Genomic DNA, 16,739 nt, shown 5'->3' with positions numbered 1-16,739 from the left:
GCAAGGGGGAGCAGCATTGAAAACATTAACAGCTGTACTATTAGGCGCAGGCAGTAGAGGAAGATACATCTATGGACCGTATGCGGAAAAATTTCCGAATGAGCTGAAGTTTGTTGCGGTAGCCGAGCCGGATGATGAACGCAGACAACGCTTTGCAGAGATTCATCAAATCACTGAAGAACACGTTTACAATTCGTGGGAAAAAGCATTCGAGCAGGGAAAAATAGCCGACGTGATGATCATCTGCACGCTTGATCGGATGCATTATATACCAGCAATGAAAGCGATGGAGCTTGGCTACCATGTCATGCTGGAGAAGCCGATGTCGCCGAATGTGCAGGAATGCATAGAACTGGAGCAAGCTTCTCTTAAGCATAAGCGTTTGCTGGTGGTCACGCATGTGCTTCGCTATTCCCCGTTCTGGTCGGGCATCAAGAAATGCATCGAGGATGGGGAACTGGGCGCAATCGGCACCATTCAGCTGACCGAAAACGTAGGCTATCACCATATGGTTCATAGCTACGTACGCGGCAATTGGCGCAATTCCGAGGAAACAAGCCCGATGATTTTGGCCAAGTCCTGCCATGACCTGGACCTGATCTCCTGGATGATGGATGAGCCGTGCACAGCGGTCAGCTCCTTTGGCTCTTTGCTTCATTTTAAAGCCGAGAACGCGCCGGAGGGTGCAACGGACCGTTGCATCGATGGTTGCGAAGCAGAGAGGGAATGTGCCTTTTCAGCGATTAAAATGTATTTGGAGCAACCTGCCGATCATTGGGCGCGCTATATGACGCACGATTTATCACAGGAAGGCATTATCCGTGCGCTTAAGGAAGGACCGTTCGGCCGCTGCGTCTATCGCTGCGATAACAATGTTGTCGACCATCAGGTCGTCAATATGGAATTTGCCAGCGGCGCCAACGCTAACTTTATTATGTCGGGATTAACCAAGAGCGCTACTCGCCGTGTGCAGATTATGGGCACGCAGGGAGAGATCATTGGCGACATGGATAAAGGCTCTTTTACGCTGTACCGCTATGCGACGGGCGAAGAGATTGAAATTAAATGCAGCGTGCAGGGAGACGGCCACGGCGGAGGCGATGAGCGCATGGTGGGTTCCTTCCTCAAAAATGTACATAAGTTCGACCGCAACCCGTCTCAAGGCCTCACATCGGCTACAGCTTCCTTGCAAAGCCATTTGATAGCGTTCGCTTCCGAACGATCTCGCTTGGAGCAAGGCAGAAGCATAAAGCTGACAGAGATGTATGAGAAGGAAGAAGCGGGAGTTTAATTGTTGAAATCTGTGGAACTCTCCGGCAAAGGCAAATAGAACAGAATTACTTGCCGTGCAGTAACCATGGCGGACATCCGCGGCGTCGGGGGTTTGGAAGTGCGTACCCCGGACGCCGTACAAGTTCGCGAGCAAAGAAAAAGGAAATGGGGTATATGAATTTTTTATTTTTGAAAGCGATTCCAACAAAGGCTTTTGCCAGATTTCTTGAAAGGGGGGATCGATTCAGGTATTCATCACAATGGGGTAAAGATTTCAGGCATTTCTTTCAGTTGAGAACAAAAAAGGAGTTGACCAAAATGAATTTGAATAAGAAATGGGGAACCGTCCTGATGGCAGCCGTATTGCTGATGGCCCCGGTTTCTGCGGTCCAGGCGAAAACGCCTGTTCCGGAAGTGATGATTGCACAGGCAGGCGATGCAGGCCAGCCGGAAGGAAATGAGGCAAGAAATCCACAGTTCGTACCAGATCTACCGACGGATGCTGGGGAACCAGCAGCGGAACAGGCAGGATCAGCTCCGAGTCCAAACCAAGTGGCAGCATCTTCGGCAGTGGAGGAGACGCAATTCCGCAATCTTGCGGCCGGCCTTCCTTATGAATGGTCTGAGGAGCCAGACACGTCGCGTCCTGACGGCGAGTACAAGCTTACGGATGGAAAATACGGCACATTGGATATGAATGACCCGGCATGGGTAGGGCATCAACGTGGAAAAACGCGGGAAGTCGTCTTTGATCTCGGTGAGGAAAAATCAATCGGAAAGATTACAGCACACTTTTTCCAAGATTATCCTACCAACTCGATCCTCGTACCTTTGACGGTATCCATGTATGTCTCCGACGATAAAGAAAATTGGGGACTGTTGTCCCATAACGCCACCCAACTGCTCTGGGGGGAAGGACCGCCAAGACAGGAGATCTTTGAATGGGACGGCAGCCGGGATGGAATCAAAGGCGGGAATCCGAACGGCAAGCTGGCGTATGCCCGTTATGTCAAAGTCACTTTTACGATGCATCCAACACAATGGTCATATATTGATGAGATCGAAATTCGGGGCACCGATGGGCAGGCTGACGGGGCCGTAAAGGTCCCTGCCGAGCATCCGCAGTTTATGGCCCCGGGAGAAGCCACTGGAGGCATCCGCAATCTCGGACTGCTTTATAACGGACAATATCCAAATGGTCTGGGTGATTGGAACAAGGAACGGATCATCCCTAATATCAGTTATGTAAATAAAGATGGCGAGCCTATCGACTGGTTTTTTGACGGGATATTATATCTCGGACTGGCTTCGCCTGCCGGCCGTGACTTCGGTGTCGGGCAAACGATTCTGGAGGACTGGAATTGGTATTTGGATAAAACCTTCGCAGCCGCAGGGGATATGCAGCAGTTAAATGAGGCTACAGTGGAAGTCGGATCCAAGCTGAATCAGCCTGATCATAAAATGAAGGTTGTGCTCATGATTCCGAACCCGGGGGAATACGTAAACGACTTTGGTGACGTTGACGGTGACGGGGTATCCGAAAGCTTCAGAGACTCGGTTGTCGGCAAAGAGAAAGCGCAAGAAAACCGGATAAAAGCGATGCAGTGGTGGCTGGATCAGGTCCGCCAAAGATGGCAGGAGGCGAACTATTCCAATCTGGAGCTTGTCGGCATGTACTGGCTGGAAGAACAAATCAGCACAAGCGATACGGGCCCGGATTTGATTAAAGCAGTAAGCGGCAAAGTCCATGATATGGATCTGAAATTTTTCTGGATTCCGCATTCTTTGGCATACAAAGCGTTTATGTGGAAGGACGTTGGCTTTGACAACGCTGCCTTCCAGCCAAACTATTTCTTCGAGGATATGGGCTACGACCGTCTGGAGGATGCCGCCAACCTGGCGAAGCAATACGGCATGTCCAATGAAGTCGAGTTTGATGACCGGATGCTGACTGACGGTGTGTTCCGTGAGCGTTTTATCGACTACTTGAACAGCGGCGCTGAAACCGGCTTGATGCAAAACGGATTCAGAGCTTATTATCAAGGGAATAATGCCGTTTACAATGCGGCGGTCAACCAAGATCCTTCCAATCGCATTTTGTATGATTGGTTGTATCAATATGTGAATGGAACATATGAAATCAATAATGCGGCTCCGCCGGAGGCAGCCGTACAAATAAATGGACAACCTCTTCAAAGTGGTGCCGTGGTAAATGAAACAGAGCCGTTCCAGTTTACGTGGCAGTTAAAGGATGACGATGGCGTGACGAAAGTGACGGCTCAGTTTGACGGCAAGCCTTATACGGCTGGAACAACCATAAATCTGTCGGGTGCACCCGGAAAACATGAATTGGTTATTACCGTAACGGCCGGCAAGTCGCAGAAAACGTCTTATATCATCGATGCCCGTGCAAACGCGGACAGCATGAAAACATTGGTGAACCGATTTGTAGAACAAAATCAATTTACGAATGCCGAAGCGCCTCGTTCTTTGAACAATTATCTAGAGCTAATGAAACGCTACGAAGGAACGGATGCGACACAGTTTGACAAATATCTGAAAGGATTTAACGAGGAACTTGATATTTTGTTGAAAGATGGCGTTATAAAAGAAACGGCGTACAACGCGCTGAAGGAAGACGTTTATTACCTCATTGGAAACTTGGCGCAAAATAAAAAGGCGGAAGCTTCTTCGGTAGAAGGCGGCAGCCCGAATTATCAACCGGAAAAAGCAGTAGATGGATTCCCAGCGACAAGATGGGCCAGTGATTACACGAATAATAGCTGGTACCAGGTCGATCTTGGCGAAACCAAGGAATTTGATACCGTACGAATCAGCTGGGAATTTGCGCGTGCTAAAACCTACAAACTTCTTGTATCTGACGATAAGCAGAACTGGATCAGCGTGGTCAAGGACAATGACGGAATGATTACGGCACGTGACGGAAAAGAAACGGTTCATTTTGAGCCGGTCAAAGCCAGATACGTCAAATTTCAAGGGCTCGAAAGAAATACGGATTATGGTTACTCCTTCTATGAGTTTGGCGTGTACAACCTGGCGGGAGGCGACGGGGTAACCCCGATCGACGGCGTAAGAGCTGTGGCAGATGTCAGCGCAGGAAAATTGACGATTGATGGTCTGGTCATGGATGCAAGCAGTCAGTCCAAAGTGAATTTGAAAGTGCTCGATTCGAAAGGGAAAGTTCGGTATGAAGGCCAGACGACAAGTACAGTAACGGGAAGTTTCCAATTCACGATCAAGCTTACCGGTTTTCTAAAAGGAACCAACGATGCCTATCTCTCAATAGAAGGTATGTCGACTCCCGTGAAGTTAACATTTGAATACAAGCCACAGTGAATGATGATTATTTCTCGGGCAAGCGCAGAATTCGATAACAAACGGCTTGTTTTCGTTGATTTCTGCCTTGGACCAAGGCATTTCATGACAAATTCTGTTGCAGCGTGATGCAAATAGCATGCGGTATACAACGTATGAAGAAAAGAAACGTGGGAATGATATAGGTTCTTATAGGCCATGTCCAGTTCGGATATGGCCTTTTTTTCGTGTGTCATTTTCTATTTTTTTGCGATTTTCACGGACAATACGTCTCATATAGCATACGAAAAAAATAGTACAGTACATCAAATTATGCTGCTTGCTCTCCTGTAAGTCCCCCTTTATCATAAGTCCAAGCGGAAGCGTTTTCAGCATGGCCGTTACGAAAGTGTTCTCCAAATGGTTTGTGCCGGATGCAGCGAAAGGAGGGATCAAAAATCGAGAGTTCCATACGAGAATACAATAAAAGAAAGGATGATATGTCAATGAACAAACCTAGGTTTCAAAAGTCGTTGGTAACGCTTTTGTTTTTGTTTACACTGGTCATTGGTTTGTTAGGGTTCAATCATTCGCAAGCCTATGCGCTTGACAATGGGCTTGCAAAAACGCCTCCGATGGGCTGGAATGGTTGGAACGCCTTTCATTGTGACGTTAATGCCGATCTCGTGAAGAAAACGGCGAAAAAGATCGTTGATTCCGGGATGAAAGAAGCGGGCTATCAGTACGTCAACATCGATGATTGTTGGATGCTTAATCAACGCGATGCAAACGGCAATTTAGTTCCCGATCCGGAGAAGTTTCCAAACGGGATGAAGGAAGTCGCTGATTATGTTCACTCTCTCGGTCTGAAAATTGGTATTTACGCAAGCGCAGGTACCACGACTTGTGCCAATTATCCGGGGAGTCTCGACCATGAAAAGATAGATGCCCAAAGTTTTGCCGAGTGGGGAATCGACTATTTAAAGTATGATAATTGTGGAGACCCTCAGGGTCGACCGGTAAAGGAACGCTATGAGAAGATGCGCGATGCGCTTGCGGATACAGGACGGGACATTGTTTTCAGTATGAGCGTTGGGGGAACCGATGATCCGTGGATATGGGGCAAGCAGGTGGGCAATCTGTGGCGGACAACAGGTGATATTAGTGATACGTATCTACGGATGTTAGTCCATTTCCTTAAGACTGTTGAACTGTATCCGTATGCTGGTCCGGGTTATTGGAATGATCCCGATATGCTGGAAGTCGGTAACGGGGGCATGAGTTTAGAAGAATATCGTACCGAATTTAGTCTTTGGTCCATAATGGCTGCGCCATTACTCTCGGGTACCGATTTACTGAATGCCTCCCAAGAAATTTTAGATATTTACGCCAATCGCGAAGTGACTGCGGTGAATCAGGATCCGATCGGAATACAGGGACGTCCCATCAAGATGCCAAACGACGGTACTTATGTATTGTTGAAACCGATGGCCAATGGGGACAAAGCCGTGTTGTTCTTCAACTCAACCGATGGTGCGTCAAATATGGAGATAAGTCTAAGTCAATTGGGCATACCAACCTCTGACGACAATAAGACCTATACGGTTCGGAATCTCTGGGCACATGAAACGACTACGACCACAGACAAAATCAGCGCTTCTGTTCCGTCTCACGGAATTATGATGTATCGCGTCAGTCCGGAAACGAGAAATGAGGTTTCAACTGACGGATTTAAGCGAGTTATCGATAATGACGGCAAAGAAATTTGGGTCAAATCGCTGTCTGACGGAAGCAAAATGATGACATTGGTCAACCGGACTACTATAGCGACAACAATCAGTGCTGAACCGGAAAAATTAGGTTTTAAACCTGCTTCAGTTTATTTGGCTGAAGATGATTGGACTGGCCAAACAATGAGTTATGCCAGCAAAATCGTTTCCGATGTTGAACCATTTTCAGCGGTCACCTACCGTGTTACACCGGGAACACCGAACGGGGTGCCTGCGGCTGTTGGTATATCGTTTGACGGTCCTTCTGTTATAGCCCCAGGTGAAACCACAACGATCATAACAACGCTGACCAATTATGGAAGAGTGGCTGTTCATAACCTGGATCTCAATCTAAATGTACCGGAAGGATGGACAGTAATCCCCGCTTCGGACACCACATTTCAAACCATGCCACCTGAAGGCAAAAACAATTCCGTTAAGGTGAGTTGGAAGGTGACGGTGCCTCAAGACGCTGGAGCTGGCTGGAGTCATCTTACAGCGGATGCCATGTTCGTTTCTGGTGGGGAAATTCAGGGGCATGTACGCTCAGAATATTCCGTGCAAGTCCCGTCCGCCCCTAAGGCGGAAGATACATTTATCAGCGACATGCCATTTTTCGGCAACGTTTCAAACGGCTGGGGTCCGGCTGAAAGGGATACAAGTGTCGGCGGGAGTGGTCAAGGAGATGGCAATATGATCACCCTGAACGGTAAAGGGTATGAAAAGGGGTTGGGTGTTCATGCATATTCTAAAGCTTCATTTTATATCGGTAAGAACTTTTCAAGGTTTATCTCGGATATTGGACTAGATGTTGAAACTCAGGGGGGCTCTGTCATCTTTCAAGTGTGGGGAGATGGGAAAAAGCTCTATGATAGCGGTGTAATGAAAGATAACGCGGATTCCCAGCATGTCAATGTTGATGTTTCCGATGTCGATATTCTTACGTTGGAAGTAATGGATGGTGGGGTAGGCAATGGTGCGACTCATGCTGATTGGGCTGGAGCTAAGTTGTTGAAAGAGGTGTTAGTAGATGACATCAAGATCAACGGGGAATCCTTCTCAAGTTTTGATCACGTAACCAAAGATTACTACATGACATTTTTGGAAGGCACGATATCGGATGTACCTACGGTGGAAGTCATTCCGGCCAATAACGATGTCAAGGTAGATATTTCACCGGCGGAACAACTTCCGGGTACCACCGTGATTACCGTCACCTCGGCAGATGGATCCGTAACGCAAACGTATAAGATTCATTTTAATATCACTCCACAATTGTATTTAAGCGACATTCCGTGGATTTACGCGACGACTGGCTGGGGAACGATTCATCGAGATGCTAGTGTCGAAGGGAACCCGATTGAATTGTTAAGTGATTCGGGCGTTGTCACTTATGATAGAGGAATTGGAACGCATGCTAATTCAGAAATCATTTACGACATTGCCGGGAAAGGGTATAATCGCTTTCAATGTTACGTAGGCCTTGACCAGGAGGCAAACAGAAACGATGTAGGATCCGTAGCTTTTCAAGTATGGGCCGACGGGGAAAAATTGTTTGACAGCGGGATGATGAAAAGAGACACTCCGGCCAAGTTTATTGATGTTGATGTTAGTGGAAGGAAACAATTGAAGTTAATCGTTACCGATGCCGGCGATGGAAATGGCAATGATCACGCCGGTTGGGCGGACGCCCAATTTATTGCTGACAAAGCGAAATAAATAACCAAAGTGTCCGCAACATTCGAAGGCAGAGAGAAAGCGTTCGAAAACCGGATAAAAGTGATGCAGTGGTGGCTGGATCAGGTCCGCCAAGGATGGCAGGAGGCGAACTATTCCTATCTGGAGCTTGTCGGCATGTACTGGCGAGAATTCGAAAACAAACGGCTTGTTTATCGTTGATTTCGGACTTGGACCAAGGTCTTTCATGACAAATACTCCTCGTGGCATGATACGGATAACTTATAGTTCCAAATAAATAAAAGCCATGGTCACAGCGATAATCCTACTGTTACCATGGCTTCTTTTGAATCGGTCGATGTTTATTAATCTATACACTACAATGGGTCTTTAATTAAGCGATATAGAAAATAGTGCGCTCGCATCTGGAGTTTGATCGTTTTGTGCAGGTAAGCCTGGATACTTTCAGAAAGCTTCATCGCATGCTCGATGTTCTCTAGATCTAAGCGTGCAATGGATTGTTTTAAGTTCACGGTTTCCTCGGAATAAACAGCGCTCTGCAGTACCTGAAACATCCTAATTTTAAAGAGATGCGCTTCATTATAAAGACGGTAATCGTTATCAGGGTCTCGCTTAGCCGTAAACAGGCCGCTTTGCTCCCAGTAACGGATTGCCGATTTAGGAGCCCCTGTCCGTCTTGAAACCTCTTGTATGCTGAAATGGTGGTTAAAATCGTGATCTCGATTACCTTCAGAATACGATTTTAACTCCCTCACCAGTTGATCTAAACTTGCTTTTTCCCGATGCAGCATGACCTCCCGATCCCTGACGATCCACAATGCGTCATTCAACTCATTTCGCTCAAGACAATGCATTACCTCGCTCGTAACTTCCATACCGAATCCGGCAGCCATGGCTTGAATACATGCCAGATAAGCTTCATGCCGTTCGGTATACATACGATATCCATTTGAAGATCGAACTGCAGGAGGTATCAGCCCCTTCGCTTCGTAGTTCCGCAGGGTGCTGCTGCTTAACCCGTATTTTTCTGCCAGTTTTTTTGGTCGAAAGCCCATGTTATCCCACCTTCGTGAACAATGCACAACATTAAAACAGTTGTAATGTTATTCTGGATTATTTATTGATTTCCTTCAAATTTATCCTCTAACCTTCCAATTGGCTTACATGTTATAAGATGGAGATAATCCAATTCAAGGAGGAGTATATATGACTGTAAAACCAGTATTCTGTTACGACATGACAATTGAGGAGATTTGCGGGGCAGGTAATCAATATATCGAATCGGTATGGAAAACACTATACGATTCGATGCTTGATGAGTTAACGATCGCTTTTCGTGAAATCGAGGATGCTGCCTATGGGCTTTATTTGGACCAGTTGATGCCCGTAATCTTCGATAGCCTTGAAGATGCAGGTTTCGAAACAACGGAACCCCTCAAGGAGCATGATTTTGTAATCGGGAAATGTCTGCTATTTCGCAACTCGCTTGAAAAATGGGGGACCGAGGATAATAGGTCCAGAATTTTCTGGAATGTTATACGTAGTAAGAATAGTCAACAACCCATTGGAACTTTATTGACGGAAATCCCTCATTCTCATCTGAAGTTCGACATTCCTATGGCACCTGTACTATATTCGCTGAAAGAATGTGAGAGGGAACAAATCGCGCGAGGCATTCGACGGATTAAGGAATAAAAAATAATCGTGAAGGAGAGCATGCTTAGGTCCAAATCCCAATGAAACCTGAATATTGGCGCGATCGTCAGCGGAACTCAGATGCAATCGCTTTGAAAGTCGCATAATATGCGGCTTTTTTCTTTGAAGTATAATAATTTCTTGTCGTAACTCAATGGGGCTGCGTTATTCGGGTTGCTCTTTTTACTGTATCGCCGATTTCACTTTGTCACACTTTCGGCCTCCTTCCTGTCTTGTTTAATGACAACGCATGAAGGAGGTTTCTTCGAATGATTGCAAAGTATGATGTGGCCGTTGTTGGTGGAGGTATTGCCGGACTGACCGCAGCTCTTTATTTGGCAAGAGGAGGAAAACGCGTCGTCGTACTGGAAAGTCAGAATCAGACGGGGGGAAGGGCGATCACGAACAAGAAGGACGGAATACACTTCAACTTGGGTTCGCATGCACTCTATGCCGGGGATGCGTACGACATTTTCCGAGAATTGAACTTAAATCCGGATATTTTTCGAAAAGTCGACGAGTTCACGCCGTACGGAATCTGGAAAGAGCAGGTGCACCCTTTTCCTGCGGCGGTCCATTCGCTGCTCAAGACTCCCTTATTATCGGCGGCGGACAAATATAGGTTCGGAGCCATCCTCATAAAGATCCTCAAGCTTGACACGGCCACGATTCCACACATGAGTCTGCGAGACTGGATGGAGGAGCACGTGAGAAGCCCGATGGTACGTCATCTTCTGTACGTACTGGCCCGAGGAGGAACATACGTGCAAGCTCCGGATTTACAAGTGGCGGGACCCTTGTTCAGACAGATGCAGCGTTCCATCACTGGAGTGTATTATTTGAAGAAAGGCTGGGGATCCCTGATCGAGGAAATGTGCTCGGAAGCACGTCGGCTCGGCGTAGACGTGATTACAGGCAGGAGAGTCAAATCCGTTGAGCATGATGACGGTCGGGTGCAACGAGTTCGATGCGAGAATGGCGAAACGATTGAGGTTCCCTACGTGATCCTGACGACATCGCCGCAGATCGCAAGCAAGCTGGTTCCATCTGTCGAACTGACTTCGCTGCGGACGTGGGAGCAGCAGGCCATTCCGATTACGGCCGCTTGTTTGGATATTGGGCTCCGGCGACTTCCCTCACCGCAGCATCAATTCGTCTACGGCATCGATCAACCGGTCCTTATGATCAACTCATCACGAATCAAAGGGTTAGAACTCAGCGAGAACGATGACGTTCAAGTGTTTCAAATGATCAAGTTCCAGGTGCAGGGAAGCAGTGCGCAAGAAGACCGCAGACAACTTGAGCAAGCAATGGATCTCGTTCATCCCGGTTGGAGACGGGAAGTGGTGGCGGAGCAGTATTTGCCCAAGATGACGGTTGTTCATGACTTTCCACATATGAAGCGGGTCGAGAATCCGGGTCCTGCGGTCCCTCAAATCAAGGGCTTATACGTGGCTGGAGATTGGGTGTCGCACGGTGAATATTTGGCAGGCGGGGCGGCAGCAAGCGCGAAGCGAGCTGCACTCCATATTCTCGCGCACTAGACGGACGATTTCGAAAAGGAGGTCTGTATGGACACGGAACAACTATATCAAACTTATCGGACGTTAATGTTCTCACTGGCGTATCGAATGCTCGGAAGCGTCATGGATGCGGAAGACATCGTACAGGATGCTTTCCTGGCGATGAACCAATTGCCTTCGGACGCAAATATCCGGAACGTAAAGGCATACTTGTGCAAAATCGTAACGAACCGTTGCCTGAACCTGTTGCAATCGTCCGCGAAACAACGGGAAGTTTACGTTGGGACTTGGTTGCCGGAGCCACTCGTGTATCTTGAAGAAGTAAGCTTGGACCCTTCTGAAATTTATCAACAAAGGGAAACGATCTCAACGGCCTATCTGATGCTTCTGCAACAGCTAAGCGCGGTCGAGCGGGCAGTGTTTCTCCTGCGGGAAATATTTCAATATCCTTACGACGAGATTGCAGGCATGGTGGGGAAAAGCAGCTTCAATTGCAGGCAAATTTTCCATCGGGCCAAGAAAGGTATCCGCGATGAACCGCCGGACATAGCAACGAGCACCGTTACGGAGACGCAAGTGCGGCAATTCATCCAAAGCGTGATCGCGGGGGATGCGAACCGCCTGTTGCAGTTGCTGTCTCCTGACGCCGTCCATTATACAGATGGAGGTGGCAAAGCGCCGGCCGCGCAGAAGCCCGTTATCGGAGCGACGCGAGTCATTCCGTTTTATATGCAATGGATGGATTGGTTCGGGCGTCCGGACAGCCATTATTCCTATATCATCACTACGGTGAACGGAAGCCCGGGAATCGTAATGATGATCGATGGACGCATTGCATACGTATATTCGTTCGAGGCTTCGGACAGTCGGATTCATTCCATCTATGTAGTTGCAAATCCTGACAAACTCAAGTATATGGAGGAGGTAGTAAGATGAGAATCATCGAATTGGAACTGAGAACCGCCCGGTTAGCTGAAATGAAGGTGTTCTACACAGAAAAACTTGGATTTGCTTTAGCAGATATATCGGAACATTCAATCACGATCATTGCCGGAGAAACGCGATTGACTTTCGTTCACGAGGAGGAGGGAGGGATACTGCCGTCCTATCATTTGGCAATGAATATCCCCGAGAACCAAATTCGCGAAGCGAAAAGCTGGCTTCTGACCAAAGGCTGTCAGGTGCTTTCCGCTGTTCCCCTTCCATACGCAGGAATCCAGGCAAATAAAGATATCGCATATTTCGAAGGAACGGATGCGCATGCCTTCTATTTCGAAGATCCTTCGGGGAATCTGGTGGAGTTCATCGCTCGGCATCGAATGGACAATGCCTCAACAGAGCCTTTTGATCACGAATCCATTCTGAATGTCAGCGAGATCGGCTTTCCGCTTCGCGGCAGCGTATCGGAGGCCATTCAGCGCCTAGATTCTCGATTTGACGTCACGCCTTATATCGGAGACGGAAAGACGTTTCAAATGCTCGGTGATGAGCACGGAATGTTCATCCTGGGGGATATGGCGATCGGATGGTATCCTTCGATGAAGATTCCGGAAGTTTACCCTATTCGAATGACGATACTCGATCCTAAAGAAGGGGAGTTTCAATTGGATCCGTACCCCTACTCCATTCGCGCGGCTAGGTTTTAGCATATTGAACGTGCTTTTTTCGATCTGCATCGCGGTACAGGTGTTCTTGGCTGGATTCGCACTGTTCGTAGATTCGACTCAATGGGAGATGCGCGGTAATTTCGCCATGTACTTCGCAATTACATAAGTCAGATTCATAATAGCACGTATCACATGCAAATATATCGAATAATAGGAGTGAATGGCATGAAAAAAACAGAAGGCGCTCTTATGATCATCGCTTTACTTATAGCGGCGCTGAATTTGCGTCTCGCGATTAACTCAATTTCGCCTATTTTGGACGACTTCTCCTTGGCTATCGTTGGAATGATCGCGATAAATACGCTCATGATCGTCGTGCAAGTGTTGGCTGTCCCGAGACAGTCTCGAAAGGGAGAAGAGACAGCGAGGTCTTTCTCATGAACGTTCTGATCCTAGGCGCGACAGGCCGAGTCGGCAGCCGAATCGTCGCTCAAGCATTGGAAGCGGGATATTGCGTTACCGTGCTTGCGCGTACGTCAGAGAAGTTGGCCGGGGCGAACGACCATATAACAATCATTCGAGGCGATGTCCTAAATCGCAGCGATATCGAACGATCGATTCGAGGAATCGACGTTGTCGTCAGCGCTCTAAGCACGGACGGGGGATTCGTTTTATCGGAATCCTTTACCGCTAATTATTGATGCCATGCGCAGAGAAGGTGTAAAGCGGATCGTTACGATCGGGACGGCTAGCATCCTGCAGAGCCGAACCGACCCTCGCATGCTGCGATACCAATCCGGCGAATCCAAACGCAAGACGACCCGCGGGGCGTCCGAACATCGCAGCGTATAGGAGAACCTTCTAGCAACGGAACTGGAATGGACGATCATCTGTCCAACTCACCTAGTAAACGAGGAGCGTCCAATCCCGTATCGCGTTGAACGCGATTATCTGCCGCAAGACGGCAGCGTCATCTCCGTTGCGGCTACGGCAGCATTGGCTTTTTGTCAGATCGAGAGCAAGGTATTCGTCAGATCGCGTGTCTGCATTGCTTATTAGTCCCGGCCCGAGGGGAATTGCCCACAGAGCAGGAGAAAGTTATGCATTCACTGTTTTCCACACTACCTTGTCCTCCGACACGACTGAACCCATGTCGGAGGACAAGAACATACAAGTATAAGAAGTCGCGAACACCGCGGCTTTTTTCATTCTAAGTATATAAGTTCTTGTTGTGACTCGATGACAAGAGCTTCTAATTGAATAACATCAACAGATTATTGAGCTAAAGGGCACTATAGTTGAAAAACACATCAACAAAGCCGAAAAACCTGATAGATCATTTTTGTAGCCATAATTGTGTCATTACAAATAGAGTAGAATGATCTAATGTACCTCATATGATTCAAACAATCTTTAGAGAAAACATTAAAGTACTTCGATAATCTTTTTATATTGATATTAGGGAAATCAAGGGTATGTCAGTTTTATCTTTGCACTTGCATAAATGTTGTACACTTATATTGGAATCGAAAGGAAGGGGTTTGTAATGGGAGACCCTAGCTTCGTCACTATGAGTCGGGCGGTACATTGCAGGATACGGATTATCCTCTTCTTGCGATATAGGCAGCCGATTGCGCACAACATGAGCTACATTAATTCGTGCAAGCACAACCAAATGAAGACCGCCATCGTCGAGTGATTGAACTCACTCAAGTAAGGCCGCCTTTGAAGCTAACGCCGCACACGCTGCCGGGCAGACCCTGGCTTTGACGCATGTAATCGCTCACGAGTTGGGTGCAGCGACCTATGGGATCAGCGCCTTACGTTCAGTACAATACATAAGGAAGTGAGGTGTGAGAAAAATGAAAGCTGTTAGCCCAGAACGCCAAACATTGTTGATAAAATCGATGCAGTCAACTTTAAGCAAACTAGAACATGCCTACAAGAATATGATTGAGAAAGGAACAAACGCAACCCTCGTTAAGAAACGACTGGATGCAGTGAAAATCGCCTTAGATAGTCTAGAAAATGCTTGGCATGGAGCAGATTTTTCATACGAAAAGGAAAACATCCTTGAAGCCCGAAAGGTTATAATTGGTATTCTTCCATCTGTAGAAAAACAGTATGAAAAAGCTAAAGAATGTAGTCCTCAAAAGACGTTACTTGAAAGACGCATTGCTTCTATTGAAGCAGCTATAGAAGCTCTTGAGGCCCACACACAATAAATTTTTAAGTGAAAAGTATGGCGACCAGTTATACACCGTCTAAAATAGTCTTGATATAAAAAACAACATAAGTCTATTATTTTTTGGTGAAAAAGGAATGTTATTAATGCGGCTCTCGGCGTAAAACGATACTGGATCAAGGATAGAAGACCTGCAGGATTACGCTCAAAAAATAACGCTGGAAACCGAAGCTCCATATATAACTTGGAAGTATCAGAAGAACAACGGCGCTTCGTTGCGTCGTTGTTCTTGTTACCAATTATTACGTACCTTATAATCTCATTGTCGAACATTGCGTGCACAGTAAGGAAAATAAAAAAATAAGATGAGGAAGTCACACATGAGAAAATTGCTAGTATGCACGTTAGCTATCATGCTATGTTTAGCTGCGTTTACCCCCGCTATCTACGCTTCTAAAGTCCGAGTATCCGTGGATGGCCGTGAAGTACAATTCCCAGATGAACACCCATACGTCGATCAAAAAACCAACCTTACGATGGTTCCACTTGCTTTTGTATCCGACAAGCTCGGAGCAAATACGAAATGGAACGGAAAATTAAAACAAATCACGATCTTGCTTAACCGTGACATCATTATATTGGTGATTGGCGATAATCATGCACTGGTGAATGGAAAAAGAGTAGACTTTGAAGGGTCGGCGGTGCTCAAAAACGGTCGCACGATGGTTCCGCTTCGCTTTATTAGTGAAGCCTTGCATTCAATTGTGGATTGGCAGCCCTCAAACAATCTGGTGAGCATCATGACCTCAGTTGCTCGTGTTCCGAAAGGAACATGGATATGGGACAGCAACATCCTGAAACAGGATCAAGATAAAATTATAAGCTTTGCAAGAATAAAAGGGTTAACGGATATTTACCTTCAGGTTGATAGAGATATAGATCCAGCAATATATGAGGGCTTTATTCGAAAAGCGAAGAGCGAAGGAATTCAAGTGGAGGCACTTGAGGGTCGTCCCGAATGGGCCTATAGGTCTAAGCAGGAGGATATTCAAAAATTTATAGCGTGGGTTAAAGCCTATAACGCCGCTGTTGGCCCGGAAGCAAGCTTTTCGGGTTTGCATTTCGATATTGAACCTTATGCGCTAAGTGAATGGACAAAGGACAATAAGACGATTCTTGAAAGCTGGATGGATAATTTAAGACTGATCGAGAAAGAGACCAAAGGGAGCGGATTGAACATTGCGATCGACGTTCCGTTTTGGCTAAATACGATTAATGTACCGGGGAAGGATTACAGTATGAGCGCATGGATGCTGGAGAAGTTCGATTGCCTAGTCATCATGAATTATCGGAATCATGCGTTAGGCAGCAATGGAATTGTGAAGAATGCACAGGCCATACTGAGAGAAGCCTCCACGTTGAAGAAGAAAGTTGTTGTTGCTGTAGAAACGCTCGAAAGCAAAGAGGGGCCGCGGGTCTCATTCTATTCCATGAGCAGCGAAGTGATGGAAAAAGAGTTGCAGTCCGCCCATAATCAATTGGCGCACTACGCAAGCTATGCCGGCTTCGCCATTCACGATTTCAAAAGCTGGAAGGACATGAAATAAGAAGCTGCTTTTTTGCCTCTGGACAGATTATCGGTCCCATCGTCGGAGGCGTGGTGGTCGAACGGTAC

Annotated in this window: 12 protein-coding genes and 2 pseudogenes; 13 read left to right on the top strand and 1 reads right to left on the bottom strand. The window is 47.0% G+C overall.

Annotated features, from left to right (window positions below):
* Positions 1–16: 16 nt before the first annotated feature.
* The 4 genes from CRG97_RS16870 to CRG97_RS16855 all read left to right on the top strand — a co-directional run bounded on the left by CRG97_RS16870 (position 17) and on the right by CRG97_RS16855 (position 8,255).
* On the top strand, positions 17–1,291 hold the full coding sequence (locus CRG97_RS16870; protein ID WP_098745358.1) for a Gfo/Idh/MocA family protein: 1,275 nt from the start codon (positions 17–19) through the stop codon (positions 1,289–1,291).
* Positions 1,292–1,590: 299 nt separating this feature from the next.
* Positions 1,591–4,629: a DUF4855 domain-containing protein gene (locus CRG97_RS33705; RefSeq protein WP_237566457.1), complete on the top strand. Its 3,039-nt coding sequence runs from the start codon at positions 1,591–1,593 to the stop codon at positions 4,627–4,629.
* A gap of 464 nt (positions 4,630–5,093) precedes the next feature.
* On the top strand, positions 5,094–8,075 hold the full coding sequence (locus CRG97_RS16860) for an NPCBM/NEW2 domain-containing protein (RefSeq protein WP_161952948.1): 2,982 nt from the start codon (positions 5,094–5,096) through the stop codon (positions 8,073–8,075).
* Between the two features lie 9 nt (positions 8,076–8,084).
* Positions 8,085–8,255: a DUF4855 domain-containing protein gene (locus CRG97_RS16855; RefSeq protein ID WP_098745350.1), complete on the top strand. Its 171-nt coding sequence runs from the start codon at positions 8,085–8,087 to the stop codon at positions 8,253–8,255.
* A 155-nt stretch (positions 8,256–8,410) separates the two neighbouring features.
* Here the strand turns inward: CRG97_RS16855 and CRG97_RS16850 are convergent, their stop codons facing one another.
* Positions 8,411–9,109, bottom strand: a complete 699-nt coding sequence (locus CRG97_RS16850; RefSeq protein WP_098745347.1) for a MerR family transcriptional regulator — start codon at positions 9,107–9,109, stop codon at positions 8,411–8,413.
* A gap of 151 nt (positions 9,110–9,260) precedes the next feature.
* Between CRG97_RS16850 and CRG97_RS16845 the strand changes: the two genes are divergently transcribed.
* The 9 genes and pseudogenes from CRG97_RS16845 (at position 9,261) to CRG97_RS16805 (ending at position 16,671) form a co-directional block, all read left to right on the top strand.
* Positions 9,261–9,749 carry a DUF6022 family protein gene (locus CRG97_RS16845; RefSeq protein ID WP_098745344.1) on the top strand — a complete coding sequence of 163 codons (489 nt, stop codon included), beginning with the start codon at positions 9,261–9,263 and terminating at the stop codon, positions 9,747–9,749.
* Positions 9,750–10,018: 269 nt separating this feature from the next.
* On the top strand, positions 10,019–11,293 hold the full coding sequence (locus CRG97_RS16840; protein ID WP_114149309.1) for a phytoene desaturase family protein: 1,275 nt from the start codon (positions 10,019–10,021) through the stop codon (positions 11,291–11,293).
* 27 nt (positions 11,294–11,320) lie between these two features.
* Positions 11,321–12,208 carry an RNA polymerase sigma-70 factor gene (locus tag CRG97_RS16835; RefSeq protein ID WP_098745341.1) on the top strand — a complete coding sequence of 296 codons (888 nt, stop codon included), beginning with the start codon at positions 11,321–11,323 and terminating at the stop codon, positions 12,206–12,208.
* Entirely contained in the window at positions 12,205–12,918 is a 714-nt protein-coding gene (locus CRG97_RS16830) for a VOC family protein (protein ID WP_098745339.1), read from the top strand. The genes CRG97_RS16835 and CRG97_RS16830 overlap by 4 nt, the downstream gene beginning before the upstream one ends.
* Positions 12,919–13,104: 186 nt before the next feature.
* Entirely contained in the window at positions 13,105–13,320 is a 216-nt protein-coding gene (locus CRG97_RS16820; protein ID WP_098745336.1) for a hypothetical protein, read from the top strand.
* A pseudogene (locus tag CRG97_RS16815) lies at positions 13,317–13,938 on the top strand (NAD(P)-dependent oxidoreductase). Before CRG97_RS16820 ends, CRG97_RS16815 begins: the two are co-directional and overlap by 4 nt.
* Before the next feature lie 677 nt (positions 13,939–14,615).
* Positions 14,616–14,729: pseudogene (locus CRG97_RS34255) on the top strand (putative immunity protein); the annotation flags it as partial.
* 12 nt (positions 14,730–14,741) lie between these two features.
* On the top strand, positions 14,742–15,104 hold the full coding sequence (locus CRG97_RS16810; RefSeq protein ID WP_098745333.1) for a hypothetical protein: 363 nt from the start codon (positions 14,742–14,744) through the stop codon (positions 15,102–15,104).
* 340 nt (positions 15,105–15,444) lie between these two features.
* Complete coding sequence (locus tag CRG97_RS16805; RefSeq protein ID WP_098745331.1) at positions 15,445–16,671, top strand: copper amine oxidase N-terminal domain-containing protein; 1,227 nt, start codon at positions 15,445–15,447, stop codon at positions 16,669–16,671.
* Positions 16,672–16,739 lie beyond the last annotated feature (68 nt).

Source organism: Paenibacillus sp. EZ-K15, assembly GCF_002573715.1.
Classification (GTDB): Bacteria; Bacillota; Bacilli; order Paenibacillales; family Paenibacillaceae; genus Paenibacillus_AQ.
Note: the sequence above shows the minus strand (reverse complement) of the source record. Positions and strands in the feature narration are given on the sequence as shown.

What these genes read in the sequence shown, in the direction of transcription:
- CRG97_RS16850 (WP_098745347.1), bottom strand. Translation starts at nt 9,109, where the DNA reads ATGGGCTTTCGACCAAAAAAACTGGCAGAAAAATACGGGTTAAGCAGC.
- CRG97_RS16805 (WP_098745331.1), top strand. Translation starts at nt 15,445, where the DNA reads ATGAGAAAATTGCTAGTATGCACGTTAGCTATCATGCTATGTTTAGCT.
- CRG97_RS16860 (WP_161952948.1), top strand. Translation starts at nt 5,094, where the DNA reads ATGAACAAACCTAGGTTTCAAAAGTCGTTGGTAACGCTTTTGTTTTTG.
- CRG97_RS16835 (WP_098745341.1), top strand. Translation starts at nt 11,321, where the DNA reads ATGGACACGGAACAACTATATCAAACTTATCGGACGTTAATGTTCTCA.
- CRG97_RS16830 (WP_098745339.1), top strand. Translation starts at nt 12,205, where the DNA reads ATGAGAATCATCGAATTGGAACTGAGAACCGCCCGGTTAGCTGAAATG.
- CRG97_RS16810 (WP_098745333.1), top strand. Translation starts at nt 14,742, where the DNA reads ATGAAAGCTGTTAGCCCAGAACGCCAAACATTGTTGATAAAATCGATG.
- CRG97_RS16820 (WP_098745336.1), top strand. Translation starts at nt 13,105, where the DNA reads ATGAAAAAAACAGAAGGCGCTCTTATGATCATCGCTTTACTTATAGCG.
- CRG97_RS33705 (WP_237566457.1), top strand. Translation starts at nt 1,591, where the DNA reads ATGAATTTGAATAAGAAATGGGGAACCGTCCTGATGGCAGCCGTATTG.
- CRG97_RS16845 (WP_098745344.1), top strand. Translation starts at nt 9,261, where the DNA reads ATGACTGTAAAACCAGTATTCTGTTACGACATGACAATTGAGGAGATT.
- CRG97_RS16840 (WP_114149309.1), top strand. Translation starts at nt 10,019, where the DNA reads ATGATTGCAAAGTATGATGTGGCCGTTGTTGGTGGAGGTATTGCCGGA.